General features: G+C 33.9%; 15 protein-coding genes. All 15 read left to right on the top strand.

Annotation, left to right across the window (positions count from 1 at the left end):
• Positions 1-16: 16 nt before the first annotated feature.
• On the top strand, positions 17-1,909 hold the full coding sequence (locus GT589_RS00265; protein ID WP_330582819.1) for a polysaccharide biosynthesis protein: 1,893 nt from the start codon (positions 17-19) through the stop codon (positions 1,907-1,909).
• Positions 1,910-2,120: 211 nt separating this feature from the next.
• Positions 2,121-2,801: a PIG-L deacetylase family protein gene (locus GT589_RS00260; protein WP_293394189.1), complete on the top strand. Its 681-nt coding sequence runs from the start codon at positions 2,121-2,123 to the stop codon at positions 2,799-2,801.
• Between the two features lie 26 nt (positions 2,802-2,827).
• A complete protein-coding gene (locus tag GT589_RS00255) occupies positions 2,828-3,643 on the top strand; it encodes a formyltransferase family protein (RefSeq protein WP_293394219.1) in 816 nt (271 codons plus the stop codon).
• A 1-nt stretch (position 3,644) separates the two neighbouring features.
• A complete protein-coding gene (locus tag GT589_RS00250) occupies positions 3,645-4,265 on the top strand; it encodes a sugar transferase (protein ID WP_293394186.1) in 621 nt (206 codons plus the stop codon).
• Complete coding sequence (locus GT589_RS00245) at positions 4,262-5,110, top strand: NAD-dependent epimerase/dehydratase family protein (protein ID WP_293394183.1); 849 nt, start codon at positions 4,262-4,264, stop codon at positions 5,108-5,110. The genes GT589_RS00250 and GT589_RS00245 overlap by 4 nt, the downstream gene beginning before the upstream one ends.
• A gap of 10 nt (positions 5,111-5,120) precedes the next feature.
• Positions 5,121-6,395: a glycosyltransferase family 4 protein gene (locus GT589_RS00240; RefSeq protein WP_293394181.1), complete on the top strand. Its 1,275-nt coding sequence runs from the start codon at positions 5,121-5,123 to the stop codon at positions 6,393-6,395.
• On the top strand, positions 6,392-8,242 hold the full coding sequence (locus tag GT589_RS00235; RefSeq protein ID WP_293394178.1) for a heparinase II/III family protein: 1,851 nt from the start codon (positions 6,392-6,394) through the stop codon (positions 8,240-8,242). The genes GT589_RS00240 and GT589_RS00235 overlap by 4 nt, the downstream gene beginning before the upstream one ends.
• A 29-nt stretch (positions 8,243-8,271) precedes the next feature.
• Positions 8,272-9,492, top strand: coding sequence for a nucleotide sugar dehydrogenase (locus GT589_RS00230; RefSeq protein WP_293394175.1), 1,221 nt, complete (start codon positions 8,272-8,274; stop codon positions 9,490-9,492).
• Between the two features lie 16 nt (positions 9,493-9,508).
• Positions 9,509-10,600, top strand: coding sequence for a non-hydrolyzing UDP-N-acetylglucosamine 2-epimerase (wecB, locus tag GT589_RS00225; RefSeq protein ID WP_293394172.1), 1,092 nt, complete (start codon positions 9,509-9,511; stop codon positions 10,598-10,600).
• 16 nt (positions 10,601-10,616) lie between these two features.
• Positions 10,617-11,729, top strand: a complete 1,113-nt coding sequence (locus GT589_RS00220; RefSeq protein ID WP_293394169.1) for a glycosyltransferase — start codon at positions 10,617-10,619, stop codon at positions 11,727-11,729.
• 26 nt (positions 11,730-11,755) lie between these two features.
• On the top strand, positions 11,756-12,685 hold the full coding sequence (locus GT589_RS00215; RefSeq protein ID WP_293394166.1) for an AAC(3) family N-acetyltransferase: 930 nt from the start codon (positions 11,756-11,758) through the stop codon (positions 12,683-12,685).
• A 53-nt stretch (positions 12,686-12,738) separates the two neighbouring features.
• Positions 12,739-14,064: an O-antigen polymerase gene (locus GT589_RS00210; protein ID WP_293394163.1), complete on the top strand. Its 1,326-nt coding sequence runs from the start codon at positions 12,739-12,741 to the stop codon at positions 14,062-14,064.
• 753 nt (positions 14,065-14,817) lie between these two features.
• Entirely contained in the window at positions 14,818-16,350 is a 1,533-nt protein-coding gene (gene murJ, locus GT589_RS00205; protein ID WP_293394160.1) for a murein biosynthesis integral membrane protein MurJ, read from the top strand.
• A gap of 18 nt (positions 16,351-16,368) precedes the next feature.
• The gene (locus GT589_RS00200) at positions 16,369-16,629 is read left to right on the top strand and encodes a hypothetical protein (RefSeq protein WP_293394157.1); all 261 of its coding nucleotides are present in this window, start codon (positions 16,369-16,371) and stop codon (positions 16,627-16,629) included.
• Between the two features lie 182 nt (positions 16,630-16,811).
• Positions 16,812-18,056 carry a hypothetical protein gene (locus tag GT589_RS00195; RefSeq protein ID WP_293394154.1) on the top strand — a complete coding sequence of 415 codons (1,245 nt, stop codon included), beginning with the start codon at positions 16,812-16,814 and terminating at the stop codon, positions 18,054-18,056.
• Positions 18,057-18,426: the final 370 nt, after the last annotated feature.

The raw sequence follows: 18,426 nt of genomic DNA, 5'->3' as shown, positions 1-18,426 counted from the left end.
AACGGGGTGAAAGAGTTTGGCAGTCGAAAGCGCATCAGTTTTCATACGCAAGAATCCGGTGTCCGTAAGGAAGACTATACTTTTCTTCATGGATGTGCTGCTCATAAACATTTCAGCGGCAGCGGCGCTTTTTATAAGATTCGATTTTGACATATCGAGCACTTATACATACATCACTCCTACAAACGTCATAATATATACAGCAGTAGTCACAGCAACATTCTACCTCTTCAGCGCATACAAGAGCCTGTGGAGGTACGCCAGCATTGAGGAAATGATAGCCATGGTGGCGGCGTCCATAACTGCGATGCTAGTCATATACCTGGCATTCGACAGATACATGCAGCACCTGCCAAACGGTTTTTACGTGATAAACGCCCTCGGGCTGATGTTCTTCTCCGGCGGCGCCAGGTTCGCTTACAGGGCCGTAAGGCGTATCAAAAACAAGATATTCTTTAGGCACGCCAAGACAAGGGTGCTCATAGTAGGTGCCGGCAAGGCCGGATTCCTTGTAACAAGAGAGCTTTTCATGAACCCCGAGATGGACAAGCTGGCTGTGGGCATAATAGATGACGATACGGAAAAACACGGCAGGAAGATGCTCGGAGTTCCGGTGCTCGGCGGAAGGGATGACATAGCGGAAATAGCCAAAAGGCTGCAGGTCGACGAGATACTGATTGCAATGCCCTCGATATCGAGGCAGGAGCGAGGCAAGCTCATAGACATATGCAAGGAGACAAGGTGCAGGCTAAAGACGCTTCCGGGAGTGTACGAGCTTATCGGAGGCAAGGTGGACATAAAGCAGATAAAGGACGTAGAGATAGAAGACCTCCTTGGAAGGGACCAGGTCAAGGTGGACATAGAAAAGATGGCGGGCTACCTGATGGGCAAGACAGTGCTTGTAACAGGCGGCGGGGGCTCCATAGGCTCCGAGCTTTGCAGACAGATAACTCCCTTCGGGCCGAGCAAGCTAATTATACTTGATGTATACGAGAACAACGCCTACGAGATACAGCAGGAGCTCCTTAGGCAGTACGGCAGCTGCCTAAATCTCGAGACAATAATAGCCTCGGTAAGGGACGAGAAGAGGATCAGGAGCATATTCGAGGAGTACAGACCCGATGTAGTCTTCCACGCCGCGGCCCACAAGCACGTTCCCCTCATGGAAAAAAGCCCTCTCGAGGCAGTAAAAAACAACATATTCGGCACGCTCAACGTCGCCAGGGCGGCTGACGAGTACGGTGCTCAAAAATTCGTACTCATATCGACTGACAAGGCAGTCAACCCGACTAACATAATGGGCGCCTCAAAGCGCGTGTGCGAGATGATAGTCCAGTCACTAGGCAGAAGGAGCGCCACGGAGTTCGTGGGAGTAAGATTCGGCAACGTCCTTGGCAGCAACGGCAGCGTGATACCGCTTTTCAAAAAGCAGATTGCCGAGGGCGGGCCGGTTACGGTGACCCACCCGGACATAATAAGGTATTTCATGACAATACCTGAGGCCGTGCAGCTTGTCATACAGGCGGGAGCCATGGCAAAGGGAGGCGAGATATTCGTACTCGACATGGGAGAACCTGTGCGGATAGCAGACCTTGCAAGGGACCTTATTAAGCTTTCAGGCTTTGAGCCGGGAGTAGACATGGATATAGAGTACACTGGCCTTAGGCCTGGTGAAAAGCTCTACGAGGAGCTCCTGATGGCTGAGGAAGGCCTAATGGACACAAGCCATGAGAAAATATTCGTGGGAAGACCTCTTGAGCTGGACATGGAAAAACTGACAAAGGAACTTGATGTGCTAAGGTCAATCTCTGAAAAAGAGGAGACCGCCGTGTTAGAGTTCATAATGAAAAAGCTGGTGCCTACATACAGGAAAGAGAAAAACGACAAAGAAGAAAAACAGGTGATATGAGCCTGATGAATGTAGAGGATGATCCATTCCTATGCTGAATTTTGGCTCAATCGCCAAAGTGGATACATAGCGAATGGATTTTTTATGAAAAAATGTGTTTAATAAGTAAATGTACGGGGTTGGATGGTGGTTTCGAGGTGACTATCAAACGGGGATTAGGATTAAATTGTTATAACAAATAGATTTAACGCTTAGGCGAGGAGGACATAAAATGTCTTATTTGGTAGTTGTAGCTCATCCTGACGATGAAGTTTTGGGTGCAGGAGCTACTATATTGAAATTAACAGAAGCTGGTCACAAGGTAAATATATGTATTTTATGTGGTGAGGCTGATGCGAGGCAAAATAGACCTGCTACAGAACACTTAAATCAAGATATCGATGCGGCGATAAGTATTCTAGGTGTGGAAAAAGTAATCAAGGGCCCATTTCCCAACATAGCTTTCAACACAGTAAGACACTTGGATTTGGTGCAATTTATAGAAAATGTAATTATGGATACTGATGCTGAAGTTGTTTTTACGCATCATCCATCAGACTTAAATAATGACCATTATCATACATCAATTGCATGTCAGGCTGCAACGAAATTATTTCAAAGACGGGCAGATGTAAAGCCTTTGAAGGAACTATTATTTATGGAGGTTCCTTCTGCGACGGAATGGGGACTAAATTCTAGCAAAAGACAATTTACACCTAATGTATATATTGAAGTGGCTGAAAATCGAATAGATAAAAAGATAGAAGCACTATCAGCTTATAGGGGTGTTATGAGAGATTATCCGCACCCTAGGAGTGATGAAGCGTTGAAGGGACTTGCGGCTTATAGAGGAAGCCAATCTGGAACAAAGTACGCAGAAGCTTTTGAAAGTGTTTTTAGAAGAGAAATTTAGACGGGAAAGGAGAACGTGGAGTGAAAATGAAAATGGCATTTGCAACTTGCGTTCAACTGGGGCTGAGTTGTATTGAAGAGATATACCGAATTGGTGGAGAGTTAGATCTACTAATAACATTAAAAAATGAAAAAGCAAAGAATAAATCTGGAAGGGTTTATCTTGATGAGGTCTCGAAGAGAGAAAACACCCCACTTCTGAAAATTGATAATATAAACGACCCAGAAGTTATGGAAGCTCTAAAGAAGTATAAAATAGATTGGTTGTTCATCATTGGTTGGTCTCAGATTGCTAAGGAAGAAGTCCTTGAAACACCAAATAAAGGCTGTATTGGTATGCATCCAACACTTCTTCCTGTAGGAAGAGGTAGAGCAGCAATTCCTTGGGCTATTATCAAAGGTTTAAATAAGTCTGGTGTTACCATGTTCAAGCTTGATGAAGGCGTTGATACTGGTGAGATTATCGGGCAAGGTGTCATCGAAATCAATGAAAACACTACAGCAACGGACCTTTATAAAAAAGTAGATGATATGCATGTTGAGCTGATTTCAAAATACTGGGATGACATAGTAAATAATAGAGTCTTACTGATAAAGCAAGACGAATCTAAAGCTACTGAGTGGCCAGGTAGAAAGCCTGAAGATGGGGAGTTGCTTAGTTCGATGACAATCGATGAAGCTGACAAACTCGTTAGAGCTGTTACATATCCTTATCCAGGTGCATTTTATAAAGATGGAGAACAGGTAATGAGAATTTGGTCAGCAAAAGTGGATGCTAAGAAAGGCGAAATAAAATTAAGCGATGGGTATTTAACACCTATTGAGTATGAAATTGAGGGATAGTATGCAAAAGGCAATTAAAAGATTAATAGATGTAATTCTTTCTTTAATAGTACTAATCGTACTCCTACCTATATGGATTATCGTTGCAATTCTTATTAAAGCCACTTCAAAAGGACCTGTTTTCTTTTTACAAGATAGGCCGGGACATAATGGGAAAATATTCAAAGTATACAAATTTAGAACTATGAAGCCTGGTTCAGAGAAGATGGTAAAAGGACAAGAGGTCAGGAAAGACGATGACCGCGTCACATCCATAGGTAAGTTTTTAAGAAGAAGCAAAATCGATGAAATCCCACAGATTTTAAATGTACTCAAGGGAGAAATGAGTCTTGTTGGCCCAAGACCGGAGAGAATAGCTTCGCTTGAGGAATACGACGATGAAATTTATAAGAGACTTAACATGAAACCAGGTATGACTGGACTTGCTCAGGTGAGTGGGAATATCTATTTGGATCTTCAGGATAGATATAAGTTCGATGTTTACTATGTGGAACATTACAGTTTATGGCTAGATATAAAGATTATATTCAGAACCGTAGGCGTTGTTCTATTTGGTGAAGATAAATATGTAGATAAATGCTTGATTGATTTTAATTCTACTCAGAGAGGTACTTCAATATGAAACGAATATTGATAACAGGAGCAGGAAGTTACATCGGTACTTCTTTTGAAAAATGGGTTAGTCAATGGCCGGATCAGTATAAGGTAGACACTATTGATATTAAAGGAAACGAATGGAACGATAAATCCTTCAGATCATATGATGTGGTTTATCATATAGCAGCAATTGTTCATATTAAAGAGAATGATACAGATAAGTATTTCAAGGTAAACAGAGATCTTGCAATTGAGGTTGCAAAGAAAGCCAAAATTGAAGGTGTAAGACAGTTTATATTCTTAAGTACAATGGGTGTATATGGTATGGAGTTAGGCTTTGTCGATGAAAATACTGAACCAAATCCAAAAACACCATACGCTGAATCAAAGTTGGAAGCGGAAAGGTTGTTAAATGAAATATCTGATGATTCTTTTAAGATATCAATTTTAAGACCACCAATTGTTTATGGAAAAGATTGTAGGGGAAATTACCCAAGGCTTGCTAAAATAGCGTCGAAATCACCAATCTTTCCTAAAGTAAAAAACGAACGTAGCATGATTTTTATTGATAATTTGTCTGAATTTGTAAGATTGATAGTAGATTATGAACTAGGTGGGTTATTCTTCCCACAAAATAAAGAGTATGTAAATACCACTAAGTTAGTGAAGCTTATTGCCAAAGCTCATGGTAAAGAACTCAAAGCTACAGAGACATTTAATCCTTTATTATATTTAGGAATTAAGCTATCAGAGACTTTTGGAAAAGTGTTCGGTTCATTTGTGTATGATAAGAAAATGCCCGGTGGACCTAATGAATTTGATTATGAGATTTGTTCGTTTGAAGAATCAGTTGAGAGAACGGAAAAGTAGGGGAGTATATATGTCTAAAGAAAAAAAGAATATTTGGGTGTTTCATCATTATGCTACACCACCTACCATGAATGGCTTTACAAGACCATATAATTTTGCAGTACATATGAATGAAGAAGGATTTAAAACTACAGTATTTGCTGCTTCATATCTTCACTTTTCAGATTTGAATTTGATTGAAGATGATAGAGATTTTGTTACAGAAACTCATTCTGATGTTGAGTTCGTATTTGTCAAGACACCTTCTTCAGCAAAAAGTACAATTGCAAGAGTGAAAAATATGCTGACATATTATTTAAGGTTATTTAGTGCTACCAATAAATATTCCATAGAAACTAAAGAAAAACCAGATGTTATATATGCATCATCACCTCATCCTCTTGCTTTAATTGCGGGGATAAAAGTGGCAAAAAAATATGAGGTACCATGTATTGTTGAAGTAAGAGATTTGTGGCCGGAAACTATTTTTGCTTTTGGAAAAGCTAAAGAAAATAGTTTGTTAGGTAGATTTCTAATAGCAGGTGAGCATTGGATATACAAAAAAGCCGATGCAATTATTTTTCTTAAAGAGGGTGACATTGACTATCTAAAAGAAAAAAAATGGCTTAATAGTCATGGTGGAGACATTGAGATTCAAAAATGTCATTACATTAATAATGGTGTAGATCTTGAAGCCTTCAATAAACAGATTAGCGAAGAAACCTTCAAGGATAATGATTTGAATAATGATAAATTTAATGTTGTTTATACTGGAGCGATTCGTCCTATAAACAATGTTGGAAATATACTTGATGCTGCAAAACTATTACTAGATAAAGAGGAAATTCAGTTCTTAATTTATGGAGATGGAAACCAGCTTGAGATGTTAACGAAACGTGTTAAAGATGAGAAAATTACAAATGTAAAAATGAAAGGTTATGTAGATAAAAAGCACATGCCTTATGTTCTGAGTAAATCATCAGTTAATATACTAAATTACTCACAAAGCAAATATAACTGGTCAAGGGGAAATAGTTCAAATAAATTATTTGAATATATGGCATCAGGCAAATCAATCATTTCTACTGTTAAAATGGGGTATTCACCGATAGAAAAATATGATTGTGGAGTCTCACTTGAAGAAGATACGCCTGAAGCATTGGCAGAAGCTATTTTGAAAATCCACAATATGTCTAAGGATAGATATAACAAAATAAGTGAAAATGCCAAGAAGGGCGCTAAAGACTTTGATTATAAAGTACTTACAAAAAAGTTAATCTCAGTTATGGAGAGTCAGTTGTTATGATTAAAATGCTAAAATCTGTACTAAATGAATATGGATTAGATTGGACTATTAATAGAGGGTTGTATTCTGCCAAATTAAAAATAATGACAAAAATACCAGTTGTAGAACAATTATTTGAAAAGAGAATTAGTATAAAGAGAATCAATATTTTTGATTTTGATTTAGAGCCAATTAAAGAATTTTTATTAAAGTTAAGTAAGAAAGAACAGAAAATAATCATTGAAGTTGCAGACAAGGCAATTAATGGTGTGATAACAGGGTTTTCATCAATTGATTTAGATTATGGAAAACCAATTAACTGGCATCTAAATCCACTCACTGGATTTGAAAATAATAAAGAATTGAAATGGTATAAAATTCCGGATTTTGACAATGAAGTTGGCGATATAAAAGTAATTTGGGAAGCATCAAGACTAACACATTTTTTATATTTTGCAAGAGCTTACTTAATCACGAGAGATGATAAATATTATAAAGCGTTTTCGGGACAGCTTGAAAACTGGCTCAAAAACAATCCATATTCGTATGGTTCAAATTATAAATGTGGTCAGGAAGCAACCCTTCGTATGACCAATGTATTGATTTCATACTCAGTGTTCAATTATTTTGGGTTGATTACTGAGAAAGATAAGCAGCATGTGTTTGAGATTGTTGAAGGAAGCTATAAAAAAGTATTATCAAACTTTTTTTATGCACACAAGTGTATTAAAAATAATCATACTTTTACTGAATTTTTAGGTTTGATAATTGGAGCATGGTGCAGTGAAGATAATGTTAAGTTGCAAAATGCATATAAATTAATGGACAAAGAGATAATAAACCAATTTTTGCCTGATGGAGGTTTTACACAGTATTCTTTTAATTATCATAGATTCACTCTTCAAATATTCGAATGTTTGTTTAAAATTAGCGAAAAGACAGGGATATACATAACGGAAACAGAGAGAATTAAAAATAGCATTTTATTACTTTACAATGTACAAGCTGAGAATGGTGATGTCCCTAATTATGGTTCAAATGATGGAGCTTTAATATTTCCTCTATCAATCTGCGATTACAGGGATTTTAGACCTGTATTGAATACCATGTATGTCTTAATGACTGGAAAAAGACTCTATGAGAAGGGACCATATGACGAGGAGTTATTATGGTTTGGTGGTTCTACAGATTTACCAGTAGAGAGAAGGACTCTAAAAAGTATAGCTTTTGAATATTCCGGTTTTTATGTTTTACGAAGTGAAGATTCCTTCCTTATGACATGTCTACAAGACTATAAATCGAGACCCGCCCACATGGATCAACTTCATATAGATATTTGGCATAAAGGTATTAATGTTTTGTGCGATAGTGGTACTCACTCATATGCAAGTGAATTAGGAAAAGAATTATCCTCTACTATAGGACATAATGTTGTTAAATTACCGGGAATAGAGCAGATGAATAAGAGGGGGGCTTTTCTAGTAACTGATTGGACAAAGCAGGATAGTGCTTTTCATTCTGATTCTGAGTTTAAAGGGAAAATGGAATCTAAAAATGGTTATAGTCATGAGAGGATAATTAGGACCTTTAAAAAGAGCTATTTAATTGAAGATTGGGTGAAAGGTGAATCGAAAACTTGTGATTTTATATTCCATACACCTTGTGAAGTGAAAATAAAAGAAAACGGATTTGTATTATTTATGGATAATAATGAGATTGTTTCGGTGAAAACCGAGGGGGATATTAGCATAATTGAATCGTATAGAAGTCTTTATTATTTAAGAAAAGAAAAGATTAACAGGGTTCAAGTAACACAAGAAGTTAATAATGGAATATGTAATGCTAAATTTGAGATAACTCTACACTAATTTTACTACTCAAAAGGAAGGTATGAAAAATGATTAATGTTATTGGATTGGGTTATATAGGACTTCCCACGGCCTTAATGTTTGCAAAGTATGGAGTTGAAATAGTTGGAACAGATTTAAATACCAAATTAGTAGATTCACTTTCAATGGGAAAGTTAACTTTTGAAGAAGAGGGTTTAGAAGAACTATTTAAAGATGCAGTTGAAAATGGTATTAAATTCACTTCAGAATACCAAAAGACAGACACTTACATCATTGCTGTACCTACACCCTATATAAATGCAAGTAAGAAATTGGATCCAAAGTATGTAATTTCTGCTGTAAATCAAGTTCTAGATGTTTGTGAAAAAGGAGCTGTTTTGATTATTGAATCAACGATATCACCAGGTTCCATTGATAAATATGTTAGACCTGAAATTGAAAAAAGAGGAGTTGCCATTGGTGAAGATGTTCATCTTGTGCATGCACCAGAAAGAATTATTCCAGGAAACATGATTTATGAGCTTGAACATAACTCTAGAACTATCGGTGCTGATGATGCTGCTATTGGAGAGGGAGTAAAAGCATTATATTCAAATTTTTGCAAATCAGAAATCGTAGTAACTGATATTAGATCAGCTGAAATGTCAAAGGTTGTAGAAAATACGTATAGAGATATTAACATAGCTTTTGCCAATGAATTAGCGAAGATTTGTAGGACGGATAATATGGATGTATATGAGATCATAAGAATTGCTAATAAACATCCACGTGTTAATATTTTACAACCTGGTCCAGGTGTTGGCGGACACTGTATTTCGGTTGATCCATGGTTCTTGGTTGGAGATTATCCAGATTTAACGAATTTAATATTAACTGCTAGAAAAATCAATGATTCTATGCCAACCCATGTATTAGGTAGAATTCGGGATATTATGAGAGAGCATAATATTACTGATATATCAAAGATTGGTATATATGGACTTGCTTATAAAGAAAATGTTGATGATACAAGAGAGAGTCCAACACTTCAATTATTAGAAAAAATGGACGAGCACTTAGCTTTTGGTGTTAAAGTTTATGATCCATATATTAAAGAGAGAATTGTAGATCATCAATTTATGAATTTTGAGGACTTTTTAAATGAAATAGAAATTTTGGTAATTATTACAGCACATGACCACATTAAGAATAATCTTGAATTAGTTAAAAACAAGTTAATCCTTGATACCAAGAATATTTGTGATTTTAATGGTATCTACAAATTATAAATAAGGACTGAATATCATGAAAAAAGTAATGGTGGTCTTTGGAACAAGACCAGAAGCAATAAAAATGTGCCCTCTAGTCAAAGAGCTAAAAACAAGAGAAGAACTTAATACAGTTGTTTGTGTTACAGGACAACATAGAGAGATGTTGGATCAGGTTTTGAACGCATTTGATGTGGTGCCTGATTATGATCTGTCTATCATGAAAGCAAAGCAGACATTATTTGATGTGACAATAAAAATACTTGAGAATATGAAAACTATTCTTGAAGAAGTTAAACCTGATGTAGTATTGGTTCATGGAGATACATCAACCACATTTGTTACGGCATTAGCATGTTTTTACCTACAAATTCCGGTAGGTCATGTTGAGGCAGGTCTTAGAACATATAGCATTTACTCTCCATATCCAGAAGAGTTTAATAGGCAGGCGGTAGGTATTGTATCTAAATATAACTTCGCACCCACAGAAATGTCTAAAGAAAATTTACTGAAGGAAGGCAAGGAGCCTGAAAATATTTATGTTACCGGAAATACAGCGATAGACGCGCTAAAAACAACTGTCAGAGAAGATTATACCCATGAACATTTAGAGTGGGCTTCTGACAGTAAGCTCATCATGATTACAGCGCATAGAAGAGAGAATCTTGGTGAACCGATGAGAAATATGTTTAAAGCTATTAAGCGAATTATAGATGAAACATCGGATATTAAAGCAATATACCCGATTCATATGAATCCGGTTGTTAGAGAAGCTGCCAAGGAAATTCTTGGCGATACTGATAGAATTAGAATTATTGAACCGCTCGAAGTATTGGATTTCCACAACTTCTTATCTAGATCACACCTCATCTTAACTGATAGCGGTGGAATTCAGGAAGAGGCGCCAAGTTTGGGAAAGCCTGTTCTAGTTATGAGAGATACAACAGAAAGGCCGGAGGGTATAGCAGCAGGAACGCTTAAACTTGTTGGTACAGATGAAGATTTTATTTATAATACATTTAAGCAATTACTTGAAGATCAAGATGAGTATGATAAAATGAGCAAAGCTAGTAATCCATACGGAGATGGTCTGGCTAGCAAAAGAATTGCTGATATTTTAATCATGTAGCGGAGGATAATTTATAATGTTGTTATTTCTTATTCCATACGTTCCGATTCCAAGGATGATGAAACGAATAATTTTAGCATCACACACATGTAATACCGTAGTAATATATTGGAATCGAGGCACTGATAGTGATGAGGGTTTATCCTTTCCATGCAATGTGAAAGTATTTCCCATTTATGAAAAAGCTAATGAAGGAAATCCTATTAAGCGATTGAAAGCGACGATGAAGTTTTGTATGAAAGCCTATAAAATAATAAAAGTGGAAAAACCTAGTTGCATACATACAACAAAGACTGATATGTTAATCCTAGCATGGTTATATTTAAAAATTCAAAAACTTAAAATAAAGATTATTTATGAAGTAAGTGATATGCATAAATTAGCGTTAAATAATAGCAAAAAAATCAAAGATTCGATAATTAAGAAACTAATCGGTTTGTCTGAGCAAATAGGATGTACGAATGTGGATCATTTAGTTGTTACTTCTGAAGGATTTTGGGAAGAGTATTACAGAAACTGGATTTCAAAAGATAAAATGATATTTATACCAAACACTCCTGAACAATCAATTTTCAGTAACTATAAAAAGAAAACTGAAGGAAAAATGGTTGTCGGATTCATTGGAAAAATCAGGTATTTAGAGCAATTGAAAATGTTAATTGATGCTGCTAAAATTACAGATGTGGGTGTCTTAATTGCTGGGAATGGAATCGGCTTAAATGAAATTAAAAAATACACTGAGGGTATGGATAATGTAGAGATATATGGTGCATATAATTATAATAAAGACATTGCCAACCTTTATAGCAGAGTTGATTGCATATATTCTGTGTATGACACGAAACTAAGAAATGTTCAAATAGCACTACCGAATAGATTATACGAAGCAGCATTATGTCAAATACCGTTAATTGTTTCAAAAGACACCAAACTTTCAAGTATTGTTGAAACAGAAGGTATTGGGGTGTCTATAAAAGATAATGATTTAGAATCATTGGTTCAAACTCTATTAGAATTAAAGACAAATTTAGATGCCAATCTATATAGTGATAACTGTAAGAATTTCAGTTTGAAATACGATTATGAATTAGTAACAAAGAAACTTAAGGAAGTTTATCATAACTGTTAGTTTTCATATATTGATAAAACGATTGTGTGGAAGGTGAAATAGTGTATAGTTTAAAAAAAAATTTTAGAAAGTTAGTGAGGACAGCTATTAAGTGTAAAGAAAACGAAAGAATAGCTGATGCGATAGATAGGCATAAAACAAAAATTTTAAGATTCATTTATCCTGGAAAAATAAAAGATGAAGATATTAAGAAAGAACTATTGAAAATGGGTATAAAAAATGGCGATATTATAATGGTTCATTCTTCATGGAGAAAGTTTTTTAATTATGAAGGTAATCCAAAATCTTTAATAAAATTGTTAATTGAAATTATAGGTACAGAAGGTACATTACTTATGCCTTGTTTTGGAACTGATAAAAGATATTTTGACGTAAATAAGACACCTTCGTATGCAGGGGTTTTATCCGAAGAATTCAGAAAAATGCCAGGCGTATTAAGAAGTGAATGTTCTCATTTTTCAGTATGTGGATACGGCAAACAAGCCAAGAAATTACTTGAAAAACATGCATTAAGTTGTTTTGGTTTTGATTATAATTCCCCATATTATATTTTCTCACAAATGGAAGGCGCAAAAATAATAAAATTTGGAATGGGAAAATATCCAATCAAGTTAACTTTAATTCACTGTATCGAATATGTTTACAAGGATAAATTCCCATATTTTAGAGATTATCTCACGCTGAATTATGAAGCGACTGTAATTGATAACGAAGGGAACAAAACAAAGCGACAGATGATTGAGGGAATTGGAGGGAAGTTATACCACAAAAACATTAAGAAGGTTTATAAAAATATACCTTCTAATTTATTTCATTATTCACGAATTTCCAATATAGATATTTGCGTTTTTGACGCAAAGGCTGGATATAATGAGATAGTCAAATTGGTAGAGAGTGGAAAATCGATGTTAAAGCCACCAAAAGTAACTAAAGAATCATTCATACCTCTCAAATAATAACTTTATGAATATGCGAATATTATTTACTAAGACTAGAGAGGTGATACGCTATGAAAAGAGCTTTAAATATATATACTTATAAAAAACTCAATGCATTCATAGGTATGATTTTATTTAGAATAACATTAGAGTTAATATATAAGTATCAGGTATATCCTGAATGGGCATATAGTGGATTTTCTTTAGAGATGAGTCTCACAAGTTATGTATTATCATGGGTACTATTTCTCATTTTTATTCCGTTGATAACATCAAACTATAAATTTAATAATCCATCTAATTCAATAATAACGATATTATATTTAGTGGCATTTATACCCGGCTTGATACTAATGGCATATAAACCAATGGATGATTTGTTTTTTATATTATATATTCTATACTGGCTTACGCTAACAGTTGCAAATAGAATAATACCAACAATACGATTAAAAAAACTAGATTATAAAGAATCTACCCTGTTATTTAATAGTGTGGTGATCGTGTTATCAATAGTAGTTTTGTTTATATCTTACTATTATACTGGATTCAGACTAAACTTTAGTATTTTCAACGTTTACGAATTAAGAAGTGAAGCAAAAGAATATTATATGCCAACTTTATTAACATATCTATTCTCAGCGTCAAGAGCGATATTTCCGACTTTAATAGTATACAATTTATCAAAAGGGAGACTTAAAATAACGTTGTTATTAGGGGTTATACAGTTTCTTATTTTTTCTGTAGATGGTTCAAAATCCGTATTGTTTAGTATGATTTTAGCGTTTGTAGGATATGCTTTTTATAATAGAAATAGAACTTCCTGGTTTGTATGGGGATTGTTAATGGTTAATATGGTTTCAATTTTTGAGAAATTATTACTAAATTCAACTTATGTAATAAATATTTTTATACGAAGAATACTATTTTTACCACAATTACTAAACTACTTCTATTACGATTTTTTCTCGAATAATGAGTTTGATTTTTTCAAACAGAGCATTTTGGGTAAGTTTGGATTTGCATCTAAGTATGATATAAGGATACCAAACCTAATTGGAGCTAATTATTATGGTAGTTCGGCAAATAACGGATTGTTTTCTGATGCGTATTACAATCTTGGGTTAATTGGAATAATTGTGATGCCATTTTTAATTATTCTTGCACTAAGATTTTTAGATGCTTGTTCAAAAGATATTGATATTAGAATCCTAATTGCTAGTATTATTACTGGAAGTCTTAATTTAATGAGTTCTTCGTTTTTTACTGTTATGCTGTCGCATGGGTTTATTGGTGTATGTATAGTATTATACATAATTCCAAGGAAACAAGTTGAACTAAATAAAGATGAAGTTCAAATGAGTGAGGGTGTAAATATTGTTCACAATGTATCGTGATAAAAGGATAACGTATAATAGAGTTCACAAATAAAAAAAGGACATGAGTCCAGTGTTATTTGGTAAAATTGAGTAATATTTTCGGATAGAACCACTAGTGTATTGTTTGAAAATAATTTTGGTCTTTATGAGAGTTATGCTGCAAACGCTGTTACATTTATTCCACGGTCAACTTGATATCGGGTTCCTGCATACTCTCGACTTCTAAGTGATTAGCGGAAATAACCCCTTTTTACTATAAACGATGGATAATCCGCCTTAAATATTTTAACAGAGGGTTACTCCCAATATAAAGTGGCTTTCGCGGCATAAACCTAAGAATGCTGATTATATGAGATGATTACATATTAGTAATCAACTGGATTTAATGGTAATCCAAGTGGTTCTATTTGAGTACATTGGTGGGTCTAACAAAAGCTAATATTCAGTAAAATTGAGTTGCCACATAAAACCATGTACAATAGCAGTAGACAACTAATATAAATAGTTAATCAAAACTGAGATTAAAGATGTTGTAAGAAATAGCATTGAAAAAACGCTCAACAATATTCTAAAATAATAGGAAGATGAATTGCTCAAAGCTTCTAAATTAGAACGCACTCAAAAACGCAAAGGTTATTATACACAAAAGATCACAACAACTTCCAGTGCTGTGAAATTGAAAATTTTTATACTAAGATGGATCAATTTGAAACACAATCATAGAAATTATAGAACATAAAAAAATCAGAAAATAAACATGAGGAAAATTTGATGAAAAGAACAGCAGTGCTTTTAATGGTGTTGACTATATTAACAAAATTTTTGGGATTTATTCGAGATATCATTTTATCCTATTTTTATGGAGCATCTAATATAAGTGATATATATTTGATATCTATAACAATTCCAATGGTTATATTTTCTTTTATAGGAACTGGAATAGCAACAGGATATATACCCATGTATAGCAATATAGAACAAAAATATGGATTAAATGAAGTAAACCAATATACCAATAATATTGTTAACATATTATTGGTATTATGTACAGTTGTAGTTATTTTAGGACTATTATTTACTGAACAAATTGTCAAAGTATTTGCTTCGGGTTTTGAAGGAGAAACCCTTGGCTTAGCAATTCAATTTACAAAAATAACCATCATAGGAATTTATTTCTCGGGAGTTATCTCGATATTCAGTGGGTATCTTCAAATAAAAGGAAATTATTTCATACCTGCTATTATTAGTTTACCGATGAACATGTGTATAATATTAGCTATATTTATAAGTTCAAGTACCAATATTATAGTATTGGCTATAGGTAGTGTTTTAGCCTCTGTATCGCAAGTTCTGCTTATATTGCCATTCATGCATCAAAAAGGATATAAGTATAAATTTGTTTTAAATACAAAAGATAAACATGTTAAAAAAATGTTATATATAGCGCTTCCTGTCATAATGGGTGTTTCTATAAATCAGATAAATACTCTGGTTGATAAGACAATAGCTTCACAGATAGCTATTGGTGGAATATCGGCTCTTAACTATGCGTTAAAGCTGAATGGTTTTATTCAGGGAATATTTGTAGTTTCTGTATCTACTGCTATGTATCCTATGATATCTAAAATGTCAGCTGAAAACAATATAATGGGACTCAAAAAATCCATATCAGAGGCTATCAGTAGCATTAATTTATTAATATTACCTACATCTGTAGGTGCAATGATATTTGCAGAGCCGATTGTTAATTTATTATATGGTAGAGGTGCATTTGATTCTTACGCAGTTTCAATGACATCAAGTGCATTATTTTTTTATTCAATGGGTATGATTGGTTATGGACTGAGGGAAGTTTTAGCTAAAGGCTTTTACTCACTTCAAGATACAAAGACGCCTATGATAAATGCTGCTATTTCAATGCTAATAAATATAGTTCTAAATGTTATATTATCGAAAGTAATGGGAATAAATGGTCTTGCATTAGCAACGAGCATTTCAGCTATAGTTTGTACAATATTACTTTTTATCAGTTTTGGCATAAAAATAGGCTCATTTGGAATGAAGCAAATCAGTATTTCATTTCTAAAAATCCTATTTGCTTCATTGGTTATGGGCTTATTTGCAAAACTAAGCTTCAACTATTTAACAACCAATATATTCAGCCAAAACATATCGCTTATCATATCCATAGCGATTGGAGCGGCAATCTACTTTATAAATATTTACTTTATGAAGATAGAGGATGTTGATGTTATAGTGAATGCGCTGAAAAGGAAAATCGCGAGAAAGGCTGAGGCGGCTTAAAATGATTAAAAGTATCGGATGAGAGGTGCCTATATAATGGTTAAAAAGTTTGATGTTACGCAAAAGTATAGTCGAGAAATATTGAAAATCAAGAATATACTTCAACAACTTGAAAATGGTAGAGTATATGAGATATCAGGTGTCCGAAACGATGGATATCTGGCTACCAATGTTATTCAATTGAAAGAAATAATAACAGAATTATTGTATAAAATTGAATATGATAAGGATTCGTTAAACGATGAAATTTCAAAAATTTTAGATAAGATAGATTTATAGTAGATTGTTCGCGAAGATCACCACTATATCTATTTACTAGTATTAGTTCTGAAATGAAAATTATTGTAAAGAGATAAGTAAAGGGATTGATGATATTAGATATTGCGAGAGTAGTTATACAGATTTCGTGGCATAGTGGATAAATTGGATGGGTAGCCGGCAAGATTTAAGGTGGTGTTTAATTGCGTTTTAAATGGCCAACAGCTAATGCAGATTTTTTTAAGGTTATTGGGGACAATACGGTAAGTTTGAAAAATAATGACAACCTTGAAGAAGAATTTTATGAATATGGATTGAAATTCAAAAAATCTGCACATGTTCTTACAGAATATCTCTTAGGGAAAACAGATATAAGCAAATTGGATATATATTTCTTTGCAGTTGCTTATTTATATAGGCATAGCTTAGAGCTAGTTTTGAAGGCTATCGGATTTAAATACATAGTTTCGTTGGAATGCAGAAAGACCTTTCTCAAAGATACATTTCACAATTTGTCAGAGATTTTATTATATATTACACCAAGTATTCAGGAGCTCATTGAGAAAGATTTAGAGGGATATAAATGGCTTAAGTCTTATTTTAATGACATTAATACTATTGATAAAGAGTCAGATTCATTTAGATACCCTTTTAGCATACATGTAAATAAAGTGAAAGATGGATTAAAAACCCGGAAGACATTTTCAATAAAGCCTGTATTTGACAAGCAAACACATATTGACTTAGTAGCTTTTGCAAATAAGATAGAAGTCGCTTTTGATTTACTTGAGGAAATTTACAAAGAAAAATATGTTGAATCGACTTCTTATCAGAATTATAGTCCGTTTTTTATTGATGAGGGCGGAGATTACTATGGACAAAGCATAGTAGGATATACTTATAATGCCGAAAGGTTCTGTCAGCATGTAAAAGCATATACGGAATCTCCACAATATCTATACAATATGATGTGTGAAAATACACAATTAAAAGACATTTTGTTTATCCCAATGTGTTATTTATACAGGAATGCTGTGGAATTGTCTTTAAAAGAGATACTATTTGAGGAATGTTCATATGGATTACAAGAAGTTCTTGGACACATCAGTAAGAAAAAACATAAAGTTAAGGGTTTGTGGAATTTAATAAAGACAGAAATAGAGGAACATGCTAATGAACCAGAAGATGATGTAACTCTTATTGATGTAGAAAATTATATTACTCAACTCAATAACATTGATGGTACTTCAGATAAATTTCGATATCCGGCTGATAAGCACTTGAAGTTACATTTTATAGATGGCAAAAAAGTTGATGTCGATAATGTTAACGATTTTTTTGAACAATTGTTATCATTCTTAAGTGCAGTTGATTTAATGATGGCTGAACATAATGAATGGAAAGCAGAAATTGAAGCTGAATACAGAGCAGAAATGGAATTGATCTGACATTAAAACAGTAGACACTCTAAAAATCTAGTTCAAAAACCCTTAATATAGCGGTTGTAATGGCTTCTTTAAGAAAGGTTGGATTTTGTTTTTTAGTTTACTAACCTCAAAACTGTTCACTATAATGAAGCACTTATTAAAAAGGTTTCTATTTTGGCGATAGTGAGGGTAGAAGTGGACGGAACATGTGTATATATTTAATACAATTCAAAAAAACAAAAAAGAGCCTCCAAGGCTAGTTGTGAGACTGTTTCATAGTTTGTGTAAACCTTCAAACTGATGTAGAATAAAATCAGTTTGGAGGTTTTTTATTATGGGAAGAAGAAATGAGAGTCCAGAAAAGAAAAGAAGAAGAGCGCTTATAGGGGAA

It is taken from the genome of Peptoclostridium sp., assembly GCF_009881055.1.
Lineage (GTDB): Bacteria > Bacillota > Clostridia > Peptostreptococcales > Peptostreptococcaceae > Peptoclostridium_A.
Note: the sequence above shows the minus strand (reverse complement) of the source record. Positions and strands in the feature narration are given on the sequence as shown.